Origin of the sequence: Hydrotalea sp. AMD (genome assembly GCF_004100315.1) — a bacterium.
GTDB lineage: Bacteria > Bacteroidota > Bacteroidia > Chitinophagales > Chitinophagaceae > Hydrotalea > Hydrotalea flava.
In genome coordinates this window covers 171376-194610 of the sequence record NZ_SCKY01000005.1, presented here as the reverse complement: position 1 = coordinate 194610, position 23235 = coordinate 171376, and the positions used below count along the sequence as shown (strand labels likewise).

Annotated in this window: 24 protein-coding genes, 1 tRNA gene and 1 other RNA gene; 12 read left to right on the top strand and 14 right to left on the bottom strand. The window is 35.4% G+C overall.

The genetic code is table 11. From position 1 onward, the window contains the following. Position 1 precedes the first annotated feature (1 nt). The 6 genes from EO766_RS05045 to rpsO form a co-directional block, all read right to left on the bottom strand. Complete coding sequence (locus EO766_RS05045) at positions 2-691, bottom strand: YdeI/OmpD-associated family protein (protein ID WP_074420884.1); 690 nt, start codon at positions 689-691, stop codon at positions 2-4. Between the two features lie 132 nt (positions 692-823). Then, a complete protein-coding gene (locus EO766_RS05040) occupies positions 824-1663 on the bottom strand; it encodes a M48 family metallopeptidase (protein WP_081301373.1) in 840 nt (279 codons plus the stop codon). A gap of 179 nt (positions 1664-1842) precedes the next feature. Beyond that, positions 1843-2490: a glycerol-3-phosphate 1-O-acyltransferase PlsY gene (gene plsY / locus EO766_RS05035; RefSeq protein WP_074420883.1), complete on the bottom strand. Its 648-nt coding sequence runs from the start codon at positions 2488-2490 to the stop codon at positions 1843-1845. A 163-nt stretch (positions 2491-2653) separates the two neighbouring features. Beyond that, on the bottom strand, positions 2654-3469 hold the full coding sequence (gene prmA / locus EO766_RS05030) for a 50S ribosomal protein L11 methyltransferase (RefSeq protein ID WP_074420882.1): 816 nt from the start codon (positions 3467-3469) through the stop codon (positions 2654-2656). An 82-nt stretch (positions 3470-3551) separates the two neighbouring features. Then, positions 3552-5711 carry a polyribonucleotide nucleotidyltransferase gene (gene pnp / locus EO766_RS05025; protein WP_074420881.1) on the bottom strand — a complete coding sequence of 720 codons (2160 nt, stop codon included), beginning with the start codon at positions 5709-5711 and terminating at the stop codon, positions 3552-3554. A 159-nt stretch (positions 5712-5870) separates the two neighbouring features. Continuing rightward, the gene (gene rpsO, locus EO766_RS05020) at positions 5871-6140 is read right to left on the bottom strand and encodes a 30S ribosomal protein S15 (protein ID WP_068241899.1); all 270 of its coding nucleotides are present in this window, start codon (positions 6138-6140) and stop codon (positions 5871-5873) included. Positions 6141-6342: 202 nt separating this feature from the next. Here rpsO and EO766_RS05015 point away from each other — a divergent pair, with 202 nt between their 5' ends. Together EO766_RS05015 and EO766_RS05010 are read left to right on the top strand one after the other, a co-directional pair. Continuing rightward, entirely contained in the window at positions 6343-7446 is a 1104-nt protein-coding gene (locus EO766_RS05015; RefSeq protein WP_228733124.1) for a glycosyltransferase, read from the top strand. After that, positions 7422-8555, top strand: coding sequence for a glycosyltransferase (locus tag EO766_RS05010; protein ID WP_074420880.1), 1134 nt, complete (start codon positions 7422-7424; stop codon positions 8553-8555). Before EO766_RS05015 ends, EO766_RS05010 begins: the two co-directional genes overlap by 25 nt. Before the next feature lie 3 nt (positions 8556-8558). Here the strand turns inward: EO766_RS05010 and EO766_RS05005 are convergent, their stop codons facing one another. From EO766_RS05005 to EO766_RS04980, 6 genes are all read right to left on the bottom strand, one after another. Beyond that, on the bottom strand, positions 8559-9293 hold the full coding sequence (locus EO766_RS05005) for a tyrosine-protein phosphatase (protein ID WP_074420879.1): 735 nt from the start codon (positions 9291-9293) through the stop codon (positions 8559-8561). 46 nt (positions 9294-9339) lie between these two features. Then, on the bottom strand, positions 9340-9804 hold the full coding sequence (locus EO766_RS05000) for an acyltransferase (protein WP_074420878.1): 465 nt from the start codon (positions 9802-9804) through the stop codon (positions 9340-9342). Positions 9805-9965: 161 nt separating this feature from the next. Next, entirely contained in the window at positions 9966-10988 is a 1023-nt protein-coding gene (locus EO766_RS04995; protein ID WP_074420877.1) for a Gfo/Idh/MocA family protein, read from the bottom strand. Between the two features lie 9 nt (positions 10989-10997). Next, positions 10998-11489, bottom strand: coding sequence for a 3-deoxy-D-glycero-D-galacto-nonulopyranosonate 9-phosphatase (locus EO766_RS04990; RefSeq protein ID WP_074420876.1), 492 nt, complete (start codon positions 11487-11489; stop codon positions 10998-11000). Positions 11490-11506: 17 nt separating this feature from the next. Beyond that, positions 11507-12028 carry a UpxY family transcription antiterminator gene (locus EO766_RS04985; RefSeq protein ID WP_074420875.1) on the bottom strand — a complete coding sequence of 174 codons (522 nt, stop codon included), beginning with the start codon at positions 12026-12028 and terminating at the stop codon, positions 11507-11509. Positions 12029-12146: 118 nt separating this feature from the next. Next, positions 12147-14288 carry a carboxy terminal-processing peptidase gene (locus EO766_RS04980; protein ID WP_074420891.1) on the bottom strand — a complete coding sequence of 714 codons (2142 nt, stop codon included), beginning with the start codon at positions 14286-14288 and terminating at the stop codon, positions 12147-12149. Between the two features lie 169 nt (positions 14289-14457). On the opposite strand from EO766_RS04980, the gene EO766_RS04975 reads away from it, so the two are divergent. The 8 genes from EO766_RS04975 to EO766_RS04940 all read left to right on the top strand — a co-directional run bounded on the left by EO766_RS04975 (position 14458) and on the right by EO766_RS04940 (position 20696). After that, positions 14458-14531, top strand: a tRNA-His gene (locus EO766_RS04975). A 46-nt stretch (positions 14532-14577) separates the two neighbouring features. Continuing rightward, positions 14578-15186: a DUF445 domain-containing protein gene (locus EO766_RS04970; RefSeq protein ID WP_074420874.1), complete on the top strand. Its 609-nt coding sequence runs from the start codon at positions 14578-14580 to the stop codon at positions 15184-15186. A 124-nt stretch (positions 15187-15310) separates the two neighbouring features. Next, positions 15311-18001 carry a TonB-dependent receptor gene (locus EO766_RS04965; RefSeq protein ID WP_081301371.1) on the top strand — a complete coding sequence of 897 codons (2691 nt, stop codon included), beginning with the start codon at positions 15311-15313 and terminating at the stop codon, positions 17999-18001. Positions 18002-18231: 230 nt separating this feature from the next. After that, complete coding sequence (locus tag EO766_RS04960) at positions 18232-18630, top strand: hypothetical protein (protein WP_143439544.1); 399 nt, start codon at positions 18232-18234, stop codon at positions 18628-18630. Positions 18631-18648: 18 nt separating this feature from the next. Then, positions 18649-19191 carry an inorganic diphosphatase gene (locus tag EO766_RS04955; protein WP_074420872.1) on the top strand — a complete coding sequence of 181 codons (543 nt, stop codon included), beginning with the start codon at positions 18649-18651 and terminating at the stop codon, positions 19189-19191. A gap of 51 nt (positions 19192-19242) precedes the next feature. Beyond that, the gene (locus EO766_RS04950; protein ID WP_074420871.1) at positions 19243-20079 is read left to right on the top strand and encodes a sulfite exporter TauE/SafE family protein; all 837 of its coding nucleotides are present in this window, start codon (positions 19243-19245) and stop codon (positions 20077-20079) included. A 3-nt stretch (positions 20080-20082) separates the two neighbouring features. Then, the gene (locus EO766_RS04945) at positions 20083-20469 is read left to right on the top strand and encodes a DUF1634 domain-containing protein (RefSeq protein WP_074420870.1); all 387 of its coding nucleotides are present in this window, start codon (positions 20083-20085) and stop codon (positions 20467-20469) included. A gap of 68 nt (positions 20470-20537) precedes the next feature. Then, a complete protein-coding gene (locus tag EO766_RS04940; RefSeq protein WP_179855922.1) occupies positions 20538-20696 on the top strand; it encodes a hypothetical protein in 159 nt (52 codons plus the stop codon). A 45-nt stretch (positions 20697-20741) separates the two neighbouring features. Here the strand turns inward: EO766_RS04940 and EO766_RS04935 are convergent, their stop codons facing one another. Beyond that, entirely contained in the window at positions 20742-21491 is a 750-nt protein-coding gene (locus EO766_RS04935) for a C40 family peptidase (protein WP_074420869.1), read from the bottom strand. Between EO766_RS04935 and EO766_RS04930 the strand changes: the two genes are divergently transcribed. Together EO766_RS04930 and EO766_RS04925 are read left to right on the top strand one after the other, a co-directional pair. After that, positions 21491-22147 (top strand): RNA polymerase sigma factor, encoded by a 657-nt coding sequence (locus EO766_RS04930; protein WP_287100786.1) that lies wholly within the window; start codon positions 21491-21493, stop codon positions 22145-22147. The two genes, EO766_RS04935 and EO766_RS04930, sit on opposite strands and share 1 nt — an antisense overlap. A 40-nt stretch (positions 22148-22187) precedes the next feature. Then, positions 22188-22556 (top strand): hypothetical protein, encoded by a 369-nt coding sequence (locus EO766_RS04925; RefSeq protein ID WP_074420868.1) that lies wholly within the window; start codon positions 22188-22190, stop codon positions 22554-22556. 284 nt (positions 22557-22840) lie between these two features. Here the strand turns inward: EO766_RS04925 and ssrA are convergent. Further along, positions 22841-23213, bottom strand: a transfer-messenger RNA (tmRNA) gene (gene ssrA, locus EO766_RS04920). Positions 23214-23235 lie beyond the last annotated feature (22 nt).

Sequence of the window (23235 nt, the reverse complement as noted above, 5' to 3'; positions counted from 1 at the left end):
TTTATTTTTCGAGCGGATTTTTCTTACCCGCCATTAATTTTTCAATAACAGCTTCCAGCCTGCGCTGCCTGGTATCTTGTTTTTTTGCCCCTTCAATCCAGCTTACATATTCTTTTTGATGAGAAACCGGCAATGCAGCAAAAATTTCTTTTGCTTTTTTATGTTTCGTAAAAATTTTTTCTAATTCAACAGGCGGCACAATTAAATTCTTATCAAAATCAATTCTCTTTTTGGTTTCTTTTTTTGGTTCATTTTCAACCACACCGCTAACAGAAACAACGGTTTCTTCAACCACAACGGCAGAGGCAAGTTTTTTAAACCGCATCGCACTCCATACATGGTCAATTTCTACCTGATCAATTGTTTCATACCCTTTATCGGTTAAACAGGCCCAACTGCAATCTCTGTTTAAATCACTTACAATTTTGCTGGTTTGCTTTGGAAATGCTATCCAAAGTTTGCTTTCCATGTGTAAAGCTGCAAATACTTCTTTTAAAATAGTATTTAACTGGCAAATATTAATGGCAAAAATGAGTGCAAAATCAACCTTTTTCGACTTTAATAAAGGTGTAACATTTTTAGCGTAAGATAGCTTAACGAATTGTTTTTCAATGGAAGAAGGCAGTCCTTGTATAAGAATTGCCCTTTCATTATTTAATTCTAACTTTTCAAATAAACTCTGATTTGACATGCCTAAAACAAATTTCAGGTGATGTAATTGGGAGATGAACAGGATTGCAAAATTAATGAAAATAATCTGTTTTTGCCGATATTTTTAAGAATGAATCTTAAACAGGACAAATATTTACCGATTATTACCGACCTAATTACCTGATACCGGATGATAATAGGTTAATGCTTCGGGCATTAAAGCCTCTAATTTTTGAATTCTGTCTGCATCTGCCGGGTGATCGCTCAGGAAAACGGGTGGTTTGGCGCCTCCTAAAGCCTCCATTCTTTTCCAAAATGGTATCGCTTCCCGAGGGTCATATCCTGCCATTGCAGCGAATATGAGGCCATAATGATCGGCCTCATATTCCTGTTTTCGTGAGTTGGGTAATAAAACACCTACCTGAGCGGTAGGGGCATATACCTGATTAAATAAATTAACTGCTCTTGTATTGGTTGCCAAAGCCACATTTCCGGCTACTTCAATACCTTGTGCTAAAAGTTGCTGGCTCATTCTTTCACGACCGTGCCCTGCAACCGCATGGGTAATTTCGTGCCCTAAAACAATGGCTAATGCGGTTTCATTTTGCGTAACCGGTAAAATTCCGGTATATACTACCACTTTTCCACCGGGCATACACCAGGCATTAATTTCTTTACTATCTACCAAATTAAATTCCCAATGATAATTTTTCAGTGCGTTGGGTTGTCCATGTTCCGTATAATATTTCTGAATGGCTTCGGCAATTCTATGCCCTACCCTTTGTACCATTTCTGCATCTTTAGTAGTTGCAGGCACTACTTTATTAACCGACAAAAAAGATTGATATTGTGTAATAGCCATTGCCTGCACATCACTTTCAGGCACCAAACTTAACTGACTTCTTCCGGTAATAGAATTTCGGCTACAACCACTTATTGCCAGCATAAGTATACCAGAAAATGCAAAGAAATAATACTTTTTTAAAGCATAAAATAGATGCGCTGCTTTCATATAAATTTTTATTTAAAATAAAATCACATAATATTTTTAAATTATTTATATTTTTAGTTACGGTATTACGGCTCATACACTAATCAAACTAATGCCGAAGCGCATATATTCGCAGAATTGACAGAAAAATGATGTGCAATATAATTACACATAAAGTGAGGTATAGCAGTGCAATAGAATTATTCATTCCTTTTTTTTCGCCTGTCTCTGTGTTTCAGAATAGGAACTTTACTCTCAGTACCCTTTATCATACGCGAAATATTTTTTTGGTGCGTTAAAATGATCATCAGGGCTACAATTACAGCAAATATGCGGTACAAGGTTTCTTTTTCATTAAAAATAAAAAGTATTAAAACCATAAAAGCAACACCTGCCAGTATGGAACTTAAAGAAACAAAACGAGTTAAATACAATACAATTAAAAACACGCCTATACAACTTACTGCAACAATGGGTTGAATGGCCAATGCCATACCAAACAAAGTAGCTACACCCTTCCCTCCTTTAAATCCGGCCCAAATGGGGAAAATATGGCCAAGTACTGCAGCCAATCCTAATCCAATCATTAAATTGGTACGATGCAATTCATTGGTTAAATATTCAGGGTAAAGTATATAGAGCGAAGTAGCAACAACGCCTTTCAACATATCCATTATCATCACAAAAGTGCCCCATTTACTGCCCAGCACTCTGTAGGTGTTGGTAGCACCGGCGTTACCGCTGCCATAATCCCGAATATCGATTCCAAAAAAACGTTTACTTACCCAAACTGATGTAGGAACAGAACCAATTAAATAGGCTGCTATGATGAGTATGATCTCTTTCATTTGTACAAATGTCTTCTATTACAAGTTAACCACAGGTGTTATAAATAATTAAATTAAGAATTTATATATACTACACTGTAATTTATTGAAATTGGGATGCCAAATATAAACTTCCTTCCTTAAAAAATCAGAATTATTTCATATCGAAAATTAGTTAGAAAAATTATGCTTCAAATAAAAAAGTAATCCATCCATCTTTTTCCAATAATGCTTTTTGCTGCCAGGTTGATTTTTGATGAATGATGCTTTCTATTTCTGCTGCATCTGATACCAATAAACCACTTAATAAAATTAAGCCTTTTGATGGTAAATTTTTGATAAAATGATCAAGGTTATCTAAAATAATATTTCTGTTAACATTGGCTAAAATAATGTCAAATTGTTTTTCTGTGGCTGCTGAATTAGCTTGCTGAATGGTGCAATACTTTGTTTTGTTCATTTCAAAATTTTCAGCTGCATTTTGTATGCTCCATTCATCACAATCCACTGCATTTATAGAATTTGCCCCCAATTTTTCGGCCAAAATGGCTAAAATACCGGTTCCTGTTCCAAAATCGAATACTGTTTTTTGGTTAAAATCAATTTGCCGCATCAAGTTAAGTACCAAATAAGTAGTGGGATGATGACCTGTTCCAAAACTCATTTTAGGCGTAATAATAATCTCATGCTCCACATGTTGAATTGCAGGATGAAAGTCGGCTCTTATTCCTAAAAAATTATCCATCACAATGGGTGAAAAATTGGCTTCCCAGTTGGCATTCCAGTTTTGTTCAGGCACTTGTTCAATGGTAAAATGTACGGCATATTGATGTAATAAAGCTGTTAAAACTGGTTCATCAAAATCACTGTCAACAATATATGCCAATAAGTATCCGGCATTTTCTTCAAAACCATCAAAGCCTAAGGCTTCCAGTTGTGCAATAAAGATTTCTGTTAGGTCAGCATCAAGTAATTGTATCTTCACTTTTGTGTAAACCATTGTGTATATATTAGTTTTTATTTCAAAAAAAAGCTGCCTACTATAACAGTAAACAGCTTTGTGCTAATAACAATTTAAAAAGTTATTGATTATTCAATGCATCGTCGGCCTGTTTGTTATTAGCATCAGGTTTGGGCATTAACACTTTACGGCTTAGTTTAAACTTACCGGTTTTGTTATCAATACCAATCAATTTAACTTTTAGTTTGTCTCCTTCTTTTAAAACGCCATCTAAATTTTCCAGACGTTTCCAGCTAATTTCACTAATGTGCAATAAGCCTTCTTTTTTGGGAAGAAACTCAACAAAAGCGCCAAACTCTTTAATTCCTTTTACCACTGCATCATAAACTTCACCTACTTCAGGTACCATCACAATGGCTTTAATTTTGGCTACAGCTTTCTCCAATCCTTCTTTATTTGCAGAGAATATACTTACCTCGCCGGTATTACCAACTTCCTCAATATTAATGGTAGTGCCGGTTTCGCGTTGTAATTCCTGAATAACCTTACCACCAGGGCCAATAATGGCGCCAATAAATTCTTTGTCAACAATTATTTTTTCCATTCTTGGTGTATGCGGTTTTACTTCAGGACGAGCAGCAGGAATAGCAGCATACATTGCATCCAGAATATGTAACCTTGCAGTTTTAGCCTGATTCAATGCTTCACGCATTAACTCCATACTTAAGCCGTCAATTTTTATATCCATTTGTACACCGCAAATACCCTCACGAGTGCCTGTTACTTTAAAATCCATATCGCCCAAATGGTCTTCATCTCCTAGAATATCGGTAAGAATGGCATATTTGTTATCGCTTGAACGGGTAATTAAACCCATTGCAATACCACTCACATGTTTTGGGATAGGTACACCTGCATCCATCAGTGCCAAAGAACCCGCACAAACTGTAGCCATAGATGAGGAGCCATTTGATTCTAAAATATCGCTCACAATACGAGTGGTATAAGGATACTCATTACCTGGCATCATTTGTTTTAATGAGCGCATGGCTAAATTTCCATGCCCCACTTCTCTTCTACCCGGACCACGCATAGGTTTTATCTCGCCGGTTGAGAATGGAGGGAAATTGTAATGCAAAATAAATTTAGAGTAGTCTGATTTAGCTGCACTTTCAATTAACAACTGGTCTAATGGCGTACCCAGTGTTACAGTAGTGAGTGATTGTGTTTCGCCGCGGGTAAAAAGCGCTGAGCCATGCGGTGAAGGTAAAACATCAACCTCCATGGCAAGCGGGCGAATTTCTGTAAGCTGGCGGCCATCTAATCTTTTTCTCTCATCCAGCATCATATTCCGCACCAACTCCCATTGCAAATCATCAAAATATTTTTTTGCTAATGATTTGATGTTGTCATCCGCAGTTTCACCTAAATGTTCTATTAATGCTTTCTTCAGGTTGGTAAAAGCTTCTGAACGTTGATCTTTACTGCTGGCACTTCTGGCTATTTCTAATATTTTCTCAGCACAGAAATCATGTACTTGTTTTTGAAGATTTTCATCCTGTAAAGGTTTAGGATAATCTCTTTTAGCAGTAATTCCCTTTTTATCTCTTAATTGTTTTTGTGCTTCAATTTGAACACGAATGGCATTATGCGCCAATTCCAACACTTTTACCAAATCTTCTTCCTGACACTCTTTTGCTTCACCTTCCACCATCATCAGGTTTTTTTCTGTAGCTGCTACAATAAAATCCATATCAGCCTGCTCAATTTCTGTTCTTGCAGGGTTAATGATATAATTACCATTTACTCTGCCCACCCTTACTTCAGAGATAATTTCTTTAATTGGAATATCAGAAACAGCCAAAGCTGCAGATGCTGCCAAACAAGCTAAAGCATCGGGCAATACTTCTTTATCTGAAGATATAAGGGTGATTAACACCTGCACATCGCATAAATAATCTTCGGGAAATAAGGGTCTTAATGCACGGTCAACCAACCGTGATATTAAAATTTCGTAATCACTCAATCTGCCTTCCCTTTTGAAAAAAGAACCGGGAATACGACCGGCTGAACCAAATTTCTCCTGATAGTCAACACTTAACGGAAAAAAAGACTGCCCTTCTTTTGGTTCTTTATTGGCAACAACTGTTGCTAACAGGATACAATTACCCTGACGAACGGTAACCGCACCATCTGCCTGACGTGCAAGTTTACCCGTTTCTATAACCACTTCGGCACCACCGGGCAAATTAAAGCTTACTTGAATAGGTTGTGATAACATAATACGTTGATTTGTATTGAAATTTAGCCGGCCTGTTAATATATGGCATGCAATTAAATTGCAATAGATGATAAATAGTAAATACAGGTAACTGCTTTAAAAAAAGCTATTCCCAACCGAATAATTTACAGTCAGGAATAGCTTTAAAAACATGTCATTTTATTTTCTAAGCCCTAATTTTTCAATTAAAGCCCTGTAACCAGTCAAATTGGTTTTTTGCAAATAAGCCAATAAACGTTTTCTTTTACCAACCAGTTGCATTAAACCGCGCTGGGTAGAGTGGTCTTTTTTATTTACCTGCAAATGAGCACTGATTTGAGCAATACGCTCAGTAAGCAAAGCTATTTGACCTTCAATAGAACCGGTATTGGTTTCTTTTCCGGCAAATTGGGTTAAAATAGTAACTTTTTTTTCTTTTGTGATTGGCATCTCAATTTCTTTTTTGCGTCTTGATTATTTTTTCTGAAATATTGTGGCGGCAAAGGTAATAATTATTTTCTAAAATATTAGCAGCCTGTTTTATTTTATTATGTGCTTTGCAGAAATATATTTGAACATAGGATATTTAAAGAAAACAAAACCCAAAAACAGACGGAATGATATATTTGCTGCCTAACCTTAACCTGACAAATTGACCAGGATCTATTTTACAGTTACCAATTCATTAGTGTATGATCAGCGTATGCAACGAATATGTACCTCGCTTGCTAACAATGGTTATGCAGTTACTTTAATTGGCCGTAAATTAAAAAGTGATCCATTGCCGGGAAAAACAGCTTACCGCAACATCCTGCTAACCTGTTTTTTTTCAAAAACGATTTTATTTTATGCTGAGTACAATATTCGGCTGTTTTTTTATTTACTTACCCAAAAAATGGATATAATCTGCGCTATTGATGCAGATACCCTATTGCCCTGCCTATTTTATTCCCAACTTAAAAAAGTAAAAAGAGTGTATGATGCACATGAATATTTTTCAGAACAAAAAGAAATTGTAATCAGAAAGCGGGTACAATGGGTATGGCAATGCATTGAAAAATGGTGCATTCCGCAATTTAAAAATGGCTATACTGTGAATGAGTTGTTGCAAGTAGCTTTTCAAAATAAGTTTGGCGTTAACTATACCATCATCAGAAATCTGCCTGTACAACCTGCTGATTATCCATCCAACAATACACCATTGGCAAATACAAAAGTAATTCTTTACCAAGGAGCAGTGAACCATGGCAGGTGTTTTGAAACCTTAATTCCTGCCATGAAGCAGGTGAATGCACAGTTATGGATTATTGGCACCGGAAATTTTTTTGATACAGCCAAACAATTGATTGAAGCACATCAGTTACCCCAAAAAGTGATACTAACCGGTGCACTATTACCGGAAAAGCTCAAGAAAATTACACCCGGTGCGTATTTGGGCTTAACCCTGTTTGAAGCAAATGGCCTCAATCAAAAACATTCGCTCGCCAACAGGTTTTTTGATTACATCATGGCAGGCATTCCACAAATTTGTGTGAACTTTCCGGCTTATGCTGCCATTCAACAAAAATACCCCGTAACATATATGGTAGATGATACCCATGAAGATACTCTGGCAGCAGCAATGAACAAGTTATTGAATGATACTGTTTTGTATAATCAGTTACAACAACAATGCTATATAGCAAGAAAGGAACTGAATTGGCAAAAAGAAGAAATTAAATTATTATTATTTTGGAAAAACATTTGCATATCATAGATTTTACAGTACCCTACCCTGTTACACATGGCGGATTGTTTGACCTTTTTTACAAATTACCTGCTTTGCAACAACAGGACGTTCAAATACATTTGCATTGTTTTTTATATAACAATATGCAGCAGGATATTCTGAAGCAATTTTGCAACACTGTTCATTATTATCCTCGCTTAACCGGGCATCAGGCACTATCCATGCAATTACCACATATTGTTAGCAGCAGGGTAAATGAAGACTTGTTGCAAGCATTACTGCAAAATGATTACCCAATTTTAATGGAGGGCGTTCACTCTACTTATTTACTGAAGGATAAACGCTTTAATGCAAGAAAAAAATTTGTTCGCATTCATAACATCGAGCATTTGTATTATCGGGATTTAGCCAATACCAGTCATTCCTACTTAAAAAAAATGTATTATTTAAGAGAGAGCCGACTTTTAAAAAAATATGAAGCATCTATTGTAAATGAAGCCAATGCCTTTTGGGGTGTTACTCATCAGGATGTAAATTTTTTCAGAGAACAGTTTCATTGTACTACTATCGATTATCTACCGGTGTATTTACCCGATACATGGGTTGTTAAAACACTTTCAGCCATGGGTAGTTATTGCCTTTATCAAGGCGATCTCAGTGTTTCTATTAATGAACAGGCGGTATTGTGGTTATTAAAAAATGTTTTCAGTAAAATCAAAATTCCGTTTGTAATAGCCGGCAAAAATCCATCTCAATTACTCCAATCAAAAATTTATCAATATACCCATTGCTGTCTGGTAAGTAATCCTACTGAAAAAGAAATGCAGGATATGATTGCAAAAGCACATATTCATGTAATTTATGCTGAAAGTGATGCTGGCATTAAACTCAAATTGCTCAATGCACTTTTTAACGGAAGGCATTGCGTAGCCAATGCTGTGAGCATAAAAGGAAGTGAACTGGAAACACTTTGCCATATTGCATCGGATGCAGACAGCTTTTGCCAGGTTATTTCAAATTTATTCAACGCTCCTTTTAGAGCAGATTGTACCGTTATGCGAAAAGCAGTATTGGAAAAAATGTTTAACAATACAAAAAATGCACAACAGCAAGTGCAATGGATTTGGGGCGAATAAAAATTAGATGGTGTTGTTTTTAAAATGAGGATACACCTTTAGCATCTTATAATAGGCTGTAGTACATAAATAATGTAACGCAGCCATGTGTTGTGCATGATGCAAATCAGTACCCAATAAATCTATTAATTGAGCTGTTAACAATTTTTCTGCTGCTTGCTTTACATGCTTACCATAGTATCCGGTTAGTGAAAGTGCATTTAACTGTAGCCAGCAACCCTTTTCTTTCCATTGTTCATATTTATTCATTTGTTTATGATAATAATTGTATCGCTCAGGATGCGCCAAAACAGGTTGATAACCATCCAGAATTAATTGAAATACACATTGTTCCAGATAAGGGGATGGTGCTAAATAACTCATTTCAATTAAAATAATTTTTTTTTCACCGAAACAAAGAAATGGTTTCTTTTTTTCAACTGCTTCTACAAAATTTTCATCGGCCATGTATTCTGCTGCAGCTTCCACCTGCATAGCAATATTGTTTTCATTCAATACACGCTTCACTTTCTCCAATGCGGGTAAAATGGTAGTTGGTTTATTAGGATATATATTTCCTAAAATATGAGGAGTACAAATTATTTTTTTATATCCCAACTGCTGCATTTGCTGCAGTAGTTCAATAGAATCGTTGATACTTTTTGCACCATCATCTACCCCCGGTAAAATATGATTGTGCAAATCAGTTTGCAGAAAAGAAAAATCGCCCAAAACCTTTTTTTTGAATATTGAAAACATAACAGCGTTGTAAAAAGAGAATAATAGCTTGATTGACCTTTCAAATTTAAGTGATGTCTTTTAATTTCTTAGCAGGATTGCCTACATACACACCCGGGCGGGTGATAGATTTTGTTACCACTGCACCTGCACCGATTACTACACCGTCACAAATAGATACCGGTAATATAGTGGCATTGCTGCCAATAACTACATGATTACCAATATTCGTTTTTTTCCATAAATTTTTATTGCCTTCAGCTGGCCGGTCATTTACAAAAACATCATTAATAAACATGACGCCATGCCCTATAAAACAATGATGACCTATTGTTACCATTTCGCAGATAAAACTATGTGATTGAATTTTTGTGCTGTGTTCTACTATTACATTTTGCTGAATTTCCACAAATGGCCCTATAAAACAATCATTCCCAATAAAACAATTGTACAAATTACAAGGCTCTACAATTTGAACATTTTTTCCAAACTGAACATTGTGAATGGCAACTTTTTTAGAAATAAATGGCATATATCTGTAAGTTTCTACTTGCTTTATAATTTTAAAGTTACTGTAATGAAAATTAATGATAAGATACAGCTATAGCCTATTTTTTTTATAAAGTTAATGCACCATCCTATTTTTAGCAATCACCCCTTGAATAGTATAGCGATGCATTAAAAAAATTTGTTTTAAAAAGAATTATGCTGAATGCATTTGTGAATACTTTCTATTAATGCAACTGTTTGCATGGCTTCCTCATTTTGTATAATGGATGCTTTATTGTGCAGTAATATTTCTATAAAATGGGCATACACTTTATCATGATTACGTATTGAACCCTGATAACTTCCATAGTCATTCGCTTCGGCAGATGTTTCAGTGCAGGCAATATCTCCATGCTTCAAGGTTTGGAATGCAATATTGTCTAAATATTTTCCACCAATTTTAATAATACCGTTTTCTGCATTCAGTAATATGGAACCCTCGGCATTTTGCTGAAAAGCATTAATACTGTAATGAATACTGCCCAGTGCACCATTGGCAAACTGCAACTGCGCAACACCGGTATCTTCAAATTCAATGATGTTTTGATGTGCCAGATTGGCTGCTGATGCGGCTACAACTTTCACATCACTACCCATAAACCACAATAAAATATCAATAAAATGACTAAACTGTGTAAACAAAATTCCACCATCTAATTGTTTTGTTCCGCGCCATTTACTTTGCATATAATACGCCTCGTCCCGATACCATAAACAATTTAAATGAACAGAATAAATTTTACCCAATAGTGCCTGTTCAATGGCATGTTTAACTGCTAACACAGGTGGATTAAAGCGATTTTGCTTTACCACCATTAACAATTTTCCTGCCTGCGAAGCTGCATCAATCATTGCACGGCAATCCATAGCAGAAAGTGCCATCGGTTTTTCTACCAGTACATGAAACCCTGCATGTAAGCCCTGTATTGCCTGAGGAGCATGTAAAGCATTCGGCGTGCAGATTACCAATACTGCTGCATTTTTACATGCTGTAAGCAAATCATTCAAACAACCAAATGCCTTACAATGATATTGTTCTGCGAGTTGTTTGGCTTTGCTTTCATCCACATCACAAACGCCTTCCAATTTACCAAACTGATGCATCAGAGCAGCATGCCGAACACCAATATTTCCGCATCCAACCAAAATAAACTTTACAGATGTCATGATAAAAAATTAAGCGTCGATTAAACCCTGCTTAAACAACATTTCTATGAATTCTCTTACAGCACCTTCACCTCCTTTTTTCTCGAGATGAATAATGCCTTTTATATTTTTAACCTGCTCGACTGCATTAGCGGGGCATGCTGCTACTCCTACTGCTTTCAAAAGTTCAATACAATTAATATCATCACCAACATAAGCAGTTTCTTTCATGGAAATACCTTCTTTTTCACATATTTCTAAAGCTGCATCTAATTTATTGCCGAAACCTCTACCCTGATAAACATAATCAATCTTTAATTTTTCGGCCCTGCGTTCTACAATTTTAGTTGCTTCGGTAGTAATAATGCCTGTTTTAACACCCGCCTTGGTTAATAAATTAAAACCCATCCCATCGTGGGTATTGAATTTTTTAAATTCATCGCCACTTTCAGTATAATACATGCCTGCATCGGTCATTACTCCATCTACATCTGACAAAAACAACTTAATTTTTTTATACATAAAATATTTTTAATACATCATTGTATGGGCAACAGGTATTCAATTGAAAATTCAACCACCAAAACCTGTCCAAGTGTATCTAACTGAACATATACTTTTTTCTTGCCGGTTCGTAATACTTCACCTTCATTATCCATAAAAATACCGCCTTTAATTTTTACCCTTGTTTTTTCTTTTAATGCCTGCATTCCGGTTACCTGAATAGTTGTTCCGGGCATCAATAAATATTGTTTGATGATTTCTATTTCCTCATCTCTTATTATGGCAGGTTTGCCCAAATAATGAATAAAATTGATGATGCCATCTGTATCTAAAACAGCAATACGTTCCATTTCATTAATCCTGACAAACACGTAAGAGCGGAATAATGGCACTTCTATAATTTTTTTTCTATCCGACCATTGCCGTTCTACTTTCTGTACCGGGCACCAACTTTCAATTCCTTTCTGTAATAAAATATTATCTGATTTTTTTTCCCACCGGGGTTTAGTATACACTGCATACCATTTTCTTTCTCTGGATAACATAGTGCTTTGCATTCAATTACAAATGTAAGATTAGTTCTTTTTTCAAACACTGCTATCCAACAATCCCTTGAATGTTTTAAAAAGAAAGGGGTTGCTGTTGAATAGCAACCCCCAAATATTTTTTTGTGTTTTAATGTTGCTTCATGGCTGTTTGTGCCTTTCCGGCATCAATCATATCTGCAATTACTTTTGCTGACTGGTAGATGTACATATCTTTTGTACGATCTTTTAACCACTCCTGGTATCTTTTTCCTTTGGCTGTATCGGAATTGTTGTAATACATATCCTTATCAGATGGAAGTACCTGCAAATCCATTGGCGTTTTTAATTTCAATAAATTATTGTCTTGTTCTGCAGTTGCAATAATTTGTTGCTGATCCTTTTTAAATACAACATAATTCAACTGAACCGGCGCATCTGTTTTTTGTGCCAGCCATTTTGTATTGTTGTTGATCAAACTAAAGGTTTTATCGGCCTGAATAGCTTGATTTTCTTTTTGGATAAGTGCATTGCGGTCATAATTCTCCTGCCAGGTTTGAAAAGCAGCTTTTGCAATTTCATCCCAAGGCAATGCAGATGGATTATCTTTTTCACGCATTTTCATATAATCATACAAATCAGGGATGATTACATCGGGTGTAACACCTTTTAATTGTGTTGAGCCACCATTAATTCTGTAAAATTTCTGAAAAGTTAATTTCACTGCACCATTTTCAGTTCTGCCCGAAAAATTATCCAATGGTTTACCCAACGGAACATTTTTTTGAACGGTACCTTTTCCGTAAGAGCGGCTTCCAATAATAATACCTCTTTTGTAATCCTGAATGGCTGCGGCAAAAATTTCGCTGGCAGAAGCACTTCCTTCATTAATCATAACAGCCAATGGGCCATCGTATAAAACGGAATTATCTCTGTCAGTTAATACTGTTGAGCTGCCATCCTTATCCCGTACCTGAACAACAGGGCCCTGACCAATAAACAGACCCACCATTTGCACCACTTCATACAAAGAACCACCGCCATTAAACCTTAAATCCATCACAATACCATCAACATGCTGGTCTTTTAATTTCTTTATTTCTTTGGCCACATCTTCCGAGCTACGAGCACCATTTGCACGTTCAAAATCTGCATAAAACTCCGGCAAATAAATATATCCTATTTTTTTTCCATTTTGATTGATAACTAAACTTCTGGCAAATGATTCATCTAATACAACCTCACTTCTGATTAATGAAACCACTTTAATACTCCCGTCCGGATGTTTCACAGTTAATCTTACTTCAGTTCCTTTATCCCCTCTAATTAATTTAACAGCATCTGTAACATCATAACCTGCAATATCAACCGGTTCTGCATTGCCCTGGCCAACCTTTAATATAATATCATTGGCCATCAACTGACCGCTTTTCCAGGCTGCACCGCCATTTTGAATATTTACGATTTTAATATTTCCATCTGATTCTGTGAGCTGCGCACCAATACCAAAAAACCGGTTGCTCATCATTTCATCAAACTCTCTTTTTTCTATTGGAGGGAAATAATCAGTATGCGGATCCATCAGGCTGCAGATGGTGTTCAGAAATAAATTAAACCGTTCATCATCGTTAAATTTAACTTTAATGCGCTCAAAAATTTTATTTTCAGTTCGCAACACACTTTGCCTGGCCTCGGCCTCCAACTGGTGGTCGGTTTTATTTTTAATAGAATCAACCACAGCTTTCTGGCGCTGGTTTTGCAAATCATAAAACCGGTTAAGCGTAATATATTTCAATTTTTTATACCATCTTTCTTTTTTATCAGCTTCATTTCGGGGATAATCTAACTGATCTACATTGGTAATAATAGAATCCTGATTAGTAAAAGTGAATGGATGTGATAAAATTGACTTGTATAATTCTACAGTTTCAGCCACACGGGTATTATAAATGGCAGACACAGCTGGTACAAATGCAATGGGTGCACCATGAATTTCGTCATCAATGGTCGTGGAATATTTTTTTAATGCTTCAATATCTTTTTGAAGAAAAATGCTTTTATCATCATCAGCCCACATATCGGTTAAATATTTATTAAATACTTTTACGGAGAATGAATCATTGATTTTTTGCGGACTGTAATGTTCGGTTTCTAATAGTTGCCCAATTGTTACTAATAATTTTTGCTTTTGATTAATAGTGAGGTCATTTTTTGCGCTTAATGTAGTAAATGCTACAAAAGAAGCACCGAATAAAACCAATAATGCTACTAATACTCCTTTAGGACTCTTCATAAATTTTATAAAATTTTGCATATTAATCTTCAAAAATAGGTGAATTACAACTGTGGTAAAAGTAACGTTTCCCTATTAACAAAGGTTTTGGAATCTAAAACTTTCCATGAAATAAAAAATGTGTTTTGTGAAATGCTGAATTATCTTATTTTTGCAGCCCAATAAAACGGAGAGCGTAGCTCAGTTGGTTAGAGCGACAGTTTGTGGCACTGTAGGTCGTGGGTTCGAGACCCATCGTTCTCCCAGCCCTCCTTCCATGAAGGAGGGTTTTTATTTTGAAAACAATACTATGCATACCTGGTATTACCTGCTTCCTATCATTACCGCACTAACCGGTTGGTGTATTAATAGTATTTTATTAACATATTTATTTAGACCTTACCAACTCAAAAAGGTACTTTTCTTTTCCATACAAGGCATTTTGCCTTCAAAAAAAGAAAAAATATCCGTTTTATTAGCCCAGCATATTATTGAACAATTACCCATAGAAAGCATTATAAAAAAAAGTACATCGAAAGAAAGTATTGAAAACATGATGCCTTTGGCTGAAAGTGCCATTGATGAATTTTTAAGAAAAAAATTAGTGGAAAAAATGCCCATGCTGTCAATGTTTGTCAGCGACCGATTAATTAACGAATTGAAAAAAATTTTTATTGATGAGCTAAACACCCTGCTGCCTGCCATGATAACGAAGTACATGCAACAGTTTAATAATAAAGAACAATTAACACAACTATTGCAGGAATATTTCAAAAAGATGGACAACCAAACAATAGAAATGGTGATTCGTAAAAATACACCTGTTGTTGCAGTTTTTCAGTGGTGGGGAATGATAAGTGGTTTTTTGATCGGCTGTATCCAACTTTTGCTGCTTTATAGCATTTCATCGGTACATTAAGGCTTTTCATCGGTAACTGTGTTGAACTTATTCCATTCAAAATTGTCTTATTACCGTTTATATATACTTAGCACATTTTATATAAAAACGTAATTGAAATTTGCAATTGAAATTTACAAACACCATGAGGAAAATTACCTTAACACTTAGCTTCACTATTATTGTTGTAATTGCATACAGCCAGTTTCCGGCAGGCAGGCCCGGTGGCGAAGGAATGGGCGGCCAAAATATAAATATTGGCCATTTTTATGGAAAACTTGTAGACGCCAAGACCAATAAGCCCATTGTAGATGCAACCGTACAATTGATTGGAAACAAATTTGATACAGTTACTAAAAAAATGAAGGAAGTAATTTTGGCAACTGTATTAGCCAAACCAAATGGCGATTTTAGCTTAGAAAATTTACCAGTTTTTGGAACTTTTAAATTATCAGCAACTGCAATTGGTTATAAAGCCTTATCACAAAATTTATCATTTGGTATTAAATTTCCAGCAGGAGGTGCTACTCAGGATCCCAATTTTATGCAACAAATGCTGGGTATGGTAGATAAAGATTTGGGTAATCTTAAAATGGAATCTGAATCAAACGATTTGGGCAATGTAACCGTTTCCGCTCCTATTAAACAACAGTTTGAACTGGGTATTGACCGCAAAATTTTTAATGTAGATAAAAACTTAGAAAGCACCGGGCAAACCGCAACAGAGGTAATGAAAAATATACCTTCTATAAATGTAGATATTGATGGAAATGTTACTCTAAGAAATGCTACACCAACCATTTTTATAGACGACAGGCCCACTACACTTACTTTAGATCAAATACCTGCTGACATTATTGATAAAATTGAAATTATTACCAACCCTTCTGCTAAATATGATGCTTCCGGTGGCAATGCCGGTATTATAAATATTATTTTGAAAAAGAATAAAAAAATCGGATATAATGGCGGATTTAGAACAGGTGCAGACTCTTATGGTAAATTTAACGGAGGTGGTGATTTCAATGTTCGTCAGGGTAAAATTAATGCCTTCGTAAATTTTAGTTATAACCAGAGAAAATTCAAATCAAACGGCACCACTGATCAGAATAATTTCTTCAATCCTCCCAGTAATGTATACTCCACTCAGGATGCTGTAAACAATGGTGAATTTAAGTTTATTCGCGGTGGATTTGATTATTTAGCCGATAACAGAAATACCATTACCATTGCAGGTAACTATGTAAAAGGCCAATTCAATTCGAATACTACTCTAAATTCAGACTCTACAATTAGTTCTATTTATGCCGCCAATAACCAAGGCATCAGTAATGCAGACCGTAGTTTTGAAAACAAAGGTGCACAATTAGGCTATAAACACAATTTTGCCAAAAATGGAGAAAACCTTACTGCTGATTTAAATTACAATGCGAGTACCAATTATAGTAATTCGAATAATAATATCTATACTTATTTCCCAAATACATCTACACAAAAACAACCACCATTGCTGCAGCAAACCCTAACAGATGGTTCTCAGAAATATTATACTATACAATCAGATTATGAGAATCCAATTTCAGACAGCAAAAAGTTTGAAGCAGGCGTAAGAGCAGCTATCAGAGACTTTGGAAACAATAGCACCCAGTTAAAGTACAACAACAATACCGGCAATTATGATAAATTACCCGGTATCAGCAACAATTATAAATTCAATGACCAAGTGTATGCCGCATATGTTAATTACAAAGGCAAAATCAACAAATTAGGCTATCAAATTGGTTTGAGAGCAGAAAGCTCCAGTTACACCGGAACTTTATTAAACGTAAATGGCGCAGATTCTTCTAATTTTTCTGTTAAATATCCGGTTAGCTTATTCCCCAGTGCTTTCTTAACCTACAAATTAACAGATAAGCAGGATGTACAAATTAATTATTCCAGAAGAGTAAACAGGCCCAACTTCTTTCAGTTAATTCCATTCCCTAATTACAGTAATTATCCTGTTTCTGTAAGTGTGGGTAACCCGGTATTAAACCCTGAATTCACCAATTCAATGGAGTTATCTTATAACAATGCTTACAAACCAAAAGCCAATTTTCTGGCAACAGCTTATTTTAAATACACCACCAATTTAATTACGCAATACATATACAGAGGCAAAGACCAGTTAAACCCCAATACTTCCGACAGTATTTATTATTCAACCTACATTAATGCTAATAGCGGTATATCTTATGGTTTGGAATTAACCAACAATATGCCTGTAACCAAGTGGTGGGATTTGTTGCTGAATCTAAATTTATTCAATTCAAAAATTAATGCCAATAATATCAATGCCAATAATGGCAATGGCGAAGTGGCATTAGCTACCAATTCTATATTGAGCTATTTTGCTAAAATAAACAATAATTTTAAATTAGGAAAAGGTTACTCTCTTCAAATCAGTGGCAACTATCAGTCAAAAACTGTTTTGCCCCAAAGTAATAATGGTGGAGGCGGTGGGCCATTTAACCAGGTTCAAACAACAGCGCAAGGCTATTTATTACCACGCTGGAGCATGGATGCTGCCATTAGAAAAGACTGGACATGGAAAAAAGGGCAAAGCGGCTCTTTAACACTGGGTATGAATGATATATTTAGAACAAACTATCAGGAATCATTTTCAGAACAAACCGGTTTATTTAATCAGGATAACAGACGCATCAGCAACCCGCAAATTTTGCGTTTAACATTCAGTTATCGCTTCGGGAAATTTGATGCCAGCCTGTTTAAAAGAAAAAATTTGAAATCAACCCCCGATACCGGCAGCATGGATATGATGGGTGGCGGCAACTAAATAATTCCACTACCAATCGAAATGTATACAAGGGGCTGCTTTATTGCAGCCTCTTTTATGTGCACTATCAATTCAGTAGAAAAAAACATGATTAATTTTTGAAAACCGGATATCTCCTATTCAATTCTCAAGTTTCAATAGGTAAAAAATTCTGCTTCTTTGCTCAGAAACGGAATGCCCTACTAATTTTGTATGCAAATCAAACCATACCTTTGCAGCATTCAATCAATATGAAATATTTATTATTCATTTTTACATTGGTATTGATATCCTGCCAATCCAATAAAAATTACCCCGCAGCAGAAAATGCTTTTGATGCAGGCCGGGAATTTATTGATGCTTATTTAAAAGGTGATTTTAAAAAGGCTAATTTTTACATGTTGCAGGATGCTGAAAATAATGCTATCCTAAGAAAAGTTGAAATAACATACAAAAATAAGCCTGCTGAAATCAGGAACCAATATCAAACTGCTTCAATTAATATAAATAGCATAGAAGATGTTGCGCCCACAGAAACCATTATTAATTATGCCAACTCGTACGATAATGTTGCGCATAAAGTAAAAGTAATTTTGAAAGACGGGAAATGGCAGGTTGATTTAAAATATACACTTGACGGTAATTTATAAAAAAGATAACCATTGAATATGATGACAGTACTTCACCCATGGCATGGCGTTCATTATGGAGAAAATGCACCCAGAGTTGTAACTGCAGTGATTGAAATTCCTCAAGGCAGCAGATGTAAATATGAAATAGATAAGCCCAGCGGTTTATTGAAATTAGACCGGGTAATTTATTCTTCATTTTATTACCCTGTCAATTACGGATTTATACCACAAACTTATGGCGACGACAAAGACCCATTAGATATTCTGGTCATTACCTCGCTACCTGTTACCCCATTAACATTGATGGAAGCTAAAGTGATTGGTGTAATGCAAATGATTGATAGTGGTGATGCGGATGATAAAATCATTGCCGTTGCTGCCAACGATCCAAGTGTAAACCATTATAACAACATTGAGGAATTGCCCCGGCATTTTTTTGATGAGCTCCGCCACTTTTTTGAAGAATATAAAAAATTAGAAAATAAAACAGTAGTAGTAGAGGAATTTGGCGATAAAACCAAAGCACTAAAAGTAATTGAAGAAGCGATAGAAGGTTATAAGATTAAATTCGGTAAATAACCCATTTTTTCACTTTCTTAATTCTATCGCTTAATCATACATGTGCATTCAATGACTATTTTAACCTTTACCTTACTTATTTTTTTAGGATCATTATTGGCAGGCTTTCTGGGCTCACTTACTGGTTTGGGTGGTGGATTTGTCATCATCCCCATGTTAACACTTTTATTTGGTGTAGATATACGGTATGCCATTGGCGCATCGTTAGTAGCAGTTATTGCAACATCATCAGGTGCAGCTGCTGCGTATGTTAAAGAAGGCATTACCAATATCAGACTGGGCATGTTTCTTGAAATTGCCACTACTACCGGAGCCGTTTTAGGCGCTTATGTTGCAGTGTATACACCTACTAATACAATCGCCATTATATTTGGATGTATCCTTATGTTTTCAGCATATGTTTCTTTACAAAAGAAAAGTGAAGCCATACAACAAACTGATAAAAGTAAATTAGCCAGAACTTTTAAATTAAATGGCACCTACCCTACACCTGAAGGCGAAATTGCATATACTGTAACCAATGTAGTTGGCGGTTTTTTTACAATGATTGGTGCAGGCTTACTATCAGGGTTGTTAGGCGTTGGTTCTGGCGCATTAAAAGTATTGGCGATGGATAATATTATGCGTATTCCTTTTAAAGTATCTACCACCACCAGTAATTTTATGATTGGTGTAACCGCTGCTGCCAGTGCCGGCATTTATTTATACCGAGGCTATATTGACCCGGGTCTTTGTTTTCCCGTTACATTGGGTGTATTAGGTGGTGCATGGATTGGTTCAAAATTTTTAACAAACGCCAAAACCAGCCGATTAAGAAATATTTTTGCCTTTGTAATTATTGCCATTGCGCTGGAAATGTTATACAACGGCTTTACAAAAAAATTTTAAACCATGCGTAAGATTCTACAAGATGATGATTTGGAATTTGCAATGGGTAATCTTTTAAGATTGGGCGTAATTATTTCATCCATCATTGTTGTAATTGGAGGTATCATTTACTTATACAAACATGGTATGCAAATTCCTGAGTATGCAACTTTCACAGGTGATAAAAGCATGTTTAATGCAGTTACAAAAATATTTAAGGGTCTAAAAGAATGGAAAGGGCAGGCTATTATACAATTAGGCATTATGGTATTGATTTTTACACCGATTGCACGAATTATTTTTTCTTTTATCGGTTTTTTAATTGAAAAAGATTTGCTATACATGTTACTCACTCTTATGGTACTTGCAATTATCACCTTTAGTTTATTAGCTGGTACCAATATTGTATGAAAAAAAGTAAAAGAATCTTTTTGATTTATAAATTCCTGAAACCTTATTTTTGCTAAAAATTCATCAAAATGGAAAATAAAACTTCAACCGGAAAATACTGGATATTATTTTTACTCTCTTTGGTGTTGATTATTTTTATGCTAATTTCTCCGGATGTACGTCCCTATTTCTGGTTGGCTTTACCATTGGTTTGCACATTTTTTGTAAAAGCGTTAGATGTTATATAAAATTTACCTCAACACCATTTCATTTTAAAGCGCCCAATACTTTCCCTATTCCCTGAAAGTTTTAATCAAGCGCAATCGGTGGGTACGCTTTGAATGCAGCGTTGATATAATTCCCATCGCATCAATTGCATCAATTTTTACATAACCCGATGCATGAATGATAGTGTGTGTATTGAATAAAATACCAACATGGGTAATATGCCCTTCTTCATTATCAAAAAATGCGAGATCGCCACAATTGGCTTCCTCCAAAAAACCAATACTTTTACCCAATGCTGCTTGTTGATAGGCATCTCTCGGTAAAACTATATTGAAAAGCTTAAACACCTGTTGGGTAAATCCGCTACAATCAATTCCAAAAACAGATTTTCCACCCCACAAATACGGTGTTCCCAAAAAAGCACGGGTAATTCGTTGAATATTTTGTTCCGTAAAATCAAAATGAGCGGGTGGTTTTGCCTCTTTAAATGAAATATCAAACGGAGGTAAGGATATACTTGTATCATTCCAGGTTGTACCCATACTCACTCTCGTTAACTGATTGTTGATGATTACCTCATTAATGGGTTGATGATGCCATCCGTATGTTTCGGGTAAAAATGCTGTTTCAACCAACTGTATTTGCTGGCACCAACCTTCATAACCATCATAATGGCATTTCACTTTTATAAAATCCTGTAATCGTTCTAATACCGTAACAGATTCTAAAAATAACAACTCAGTTACCATCTCACTTTTATGCGTAGGTTCTATTCTTACAGGTGCAACGGCTACTATACAAACTGCAAAACTCATTGAATCAATTTTTAGCAATTTATGGATTAAAGATAAATGCGCATCTAAATAAAAATGCTTATTTTAAAATTGTGAAGTTGAATAAATACCAACATATTAACGATGAAGCTTTGCTGCAAGAGTTTTATGCTGATGGCAATACAGAATGGATAGGTATTTTATTAGAACGGTACACCATACTCTTACTGGGTACCTGTATGAAATATTTAAAAAATCAGGAAGCAGCTAAAGATGCTGTTCAGCAAATATTTTTGAAAGTGATGACAGAACTGCCAAAATATAAAGTACAATATTTTAAAAGTTGGATATACATGATTGCCCGAAATTATTGCCTGATGCAATTAAGAGATAAAAAAATTACTTATACACTACAGGAAGAAGCACCACTACTTGAAGCTGAAGGTAATTTGGCTGAATTATTAGAAAAAGAAAAACTATTGCAATGCATTGAAAATGCGTTAGATGATTTAAATGAAGAACAAAAAAAATGCATAACCCTTTTTTATTTGGAAAAGAAAAGTTACAGAACCATTGCCGCAATAACCGGATACAGCATATTACAAGTAAAAAGCCATATACAAAATGGGAAAAGAAATTTAAAATTATTGGTTGAAAAAAAACAACAACATACACCATCGGGAAAACAGCCTGAATAGTATTTTACCAAAAGCTGATTTCATTTAAAGATGCGATACCATGACACAAAAAACAACTAAAACAAATAACCAGCTCCCAATTACTGAAGAAACAATTCTTCACTATCTTGAAGGCAATCTTTCAGATAGGGCCATGCATGCATTTGAAGAAGAAATGGAATCTTCAGCTTTTTTAAGAGAAGCCATAGAAGGTTTAGAAACTTTTACTGATAAAAAAGCGTTAAGAGTATCAGTAAAACAATTACAAAAACAATTACGAAGAAGAACAGAGCATACCAGAAAAAAAAGATACCAGTTTTTCCAACAACGTCAGTTTCAGAACATCATCCTTATTGTGGCATTACTCTTATTAATATTTCTTGGCGTTATTGTGGTTCATTTTTTAAAGCTTCACCCGTTATTAAAATAGTCAGACCGTATCAATAAGCTTACTGGCGATTTAGACCAATCTTATTTCATTTTAAACAACAATATTGAAAAATGTACCGACTTAAATTATGTATACCAATTAGCAGCTCTGCCTGAGAAGCAGCAGCTCTTGAATAAATTGTTCGATAGAAAGCTTTACTACTTTGAGGGGTGTTATCGAACTTTTTGGATAATGCCATTGTTTGCTCATAACTCATTGATTCTCAAGGAAAAAAACCTCCTTGATATTCAAAAAAAAGGCGATTTCATGACAAAAATCGCCTCAGGTGGACCTGAGGAGAATCGAACTCCTGTCCAAACATATTTACCATAAGTCTTCTACATGCTTATTTCATTATTAATTGTCGGCAATGAACCGGAAATGAACAAACCAATTCAATGCTTAGCTGTATATTCTTTTGCAATAGTCACAGCCTTCTATTGCAGCAACCTGTGTTTGTTTTGAGTCGGCGGCGGCACCTGGTAACAGATAAACCTGTGCGGCGGCCCGAATGACTGACTAATTACTAATTAGGCAGCCATGGCATACTGTGTATTGCCATTTAAAGTTTGAGTATTCAGATTTAAGTGCTAATTACCCAACGCACTGCATGCTTCCACTTACCGTAACCTATGCTGTCGAAACCAATACAGGCCCGGGTAGTTGAAAAAATCAAAGA

Excerpts from the sequence above, each read along its gene's own strand:
- EO766_RS04965 (WP_081301371.1), top strand. The coding sequence starts at position 15,311 with ATGAGGAAAATTACCTTAACACTTAGCTTCACTATTATTGTTGTAATT.
- EO766_RS05040 (WP_081301373.1), bottom strand. The coding sequence starts at position 1,663 with ATGAAAGCAGCGCATCTATTTTATGCTTTAAAAAAGTATTATTTCTTT.
- EO766_RS04935 (WP_074420869.1), bottom strand. The coding sequence starts at position 21,491 with ATGAGTTTTGCAGTTTGTATAGTAGCCGTTGCACCTGTAAGAATAGAA.
- EO766_RS05005 (WP_074420879.1), bottom strand. The coding sequence starts at position 9,293 with ATGTTTTCAATATTCAAAAAAAAGGTTTTGGGCGATTTTTCTTTTCTG.
- EO766_RS04945 (WP_074420870.1), top strand. The coding sequence starts at position 20,083 with ATGCGTAAGATTCTACAAGATGATGATTTGGAATTTGCAATGGGTAAT.
- EO766_RS04970 (WP_074420874.1), top strand. The coding sequence starts at position 14,578 with ATGCATACCTGGTATTACCTGCTTCCTATCATTACCGCACTAACCGGT.
- EO766_RS04985 (WP_074420875.1), bottom strand. The coding sequence starts at position 12,028 with ATGCAAAGCACTATGTTATCCAGAGAAAGAAAATGGTATGCAGTGTAT.
- EO766_RS04940 (WP_179855922.1), top strand. The coding sequence starts at position 20,538 with ATGGAAAATAAAACTTCAACCGGAAAATACTGGATATTATTTTTACTC.
- EO766_RS04995 (WP_074420877.1), bottom strand. The coding sequence starts at position 10,988 with ATGACATCTGTAAAGTTTATTTTGGTTGGATGCGGAAATATTGGTGTT.
- EO766_RS04960 (WP_143439544.1), top strand. The coding sequence starts at position 18,232 with ATGAAATATTTATTATTCATTTTTACATTGGTATTGATATCCTGCCAA.
- EO766_RS05045 (WP_074420884.1), bottom strand. The coding sequence starts at position 691 with ATGTCAAATCAGAGTTTATTTGAAAAGTTAGAATTAAATAATGAAAGG.
- EO766_RS04980 (WP_074420891.1), bottom strand. The coding sequence starts at position 14,288 with ATGAAGAGTCCTAAAGGAGTATTAGTAGCATTATTGGTTTTATTCGGT.
- prmA (WP_074420882.1), bottom strand. The coding sequence starts at position 3,469 with ATGGTTTACACAAAAGTGAAGATACAATTACTTGATGCTGACCTAACA.
- plsY (WP_074420883.1), bottom strand. The coding sequence starts at position 2,490 with ATGAAAGAGATCATACTCATCATAGCAGCCTATTTAATTGGTTCTGTT.
- rpsO (WP_068241899.1), bottom strand. The coding sequence starts at position 6,140 with ATGCCAATCACAAAAGAAAAAAAAGTTACTATTTTAACCCAATTTGCC.
- EO766_RS05000 (WP_074420878.1), bottom strand. The coding sequence starts at position 9,804 with ATGCCATTTATTTCTAAAAAAGTTGCCATTCACAATGTTCAGTTTGGA.
- EO766_RS04990 (WP_074420876.1), bottom strand. The coding sequence starts at position 11,489 with ATGTATAAAAAAATTAAGTTGTTTTTGTCAGATGTAGATGGAGTAATG.
- EO766_RS04925 (WP_074420868.1), top strand. The coding sequence starts at position 22,188 with ATGACACAAAAAACAACTAAAACAAATAACCAGCTCCCAATTACTGAA.
- EO766_RS04950 (WP_074420871.1), top strand. The coding sequence starts at position 19,243 with ATGACTATTTTAACCTTTACCTTACTTATTTTTTTAGGATCATTATTG.
- pnp (WP_074420881.1), bottom strand. The coding sequence starts at position 5,711 with ATGTTATCACAACCTATTCAAGTAAGCTTTAATTTGCCCGGTGGTGCC.
- EO766_RS04955 (WP_074420872.1), top strand. The coding sequence starts at position 18,649 with ATGATGACAGTACTTCACCCATGGCATGGCGTTCATTATGGAGAAAAT.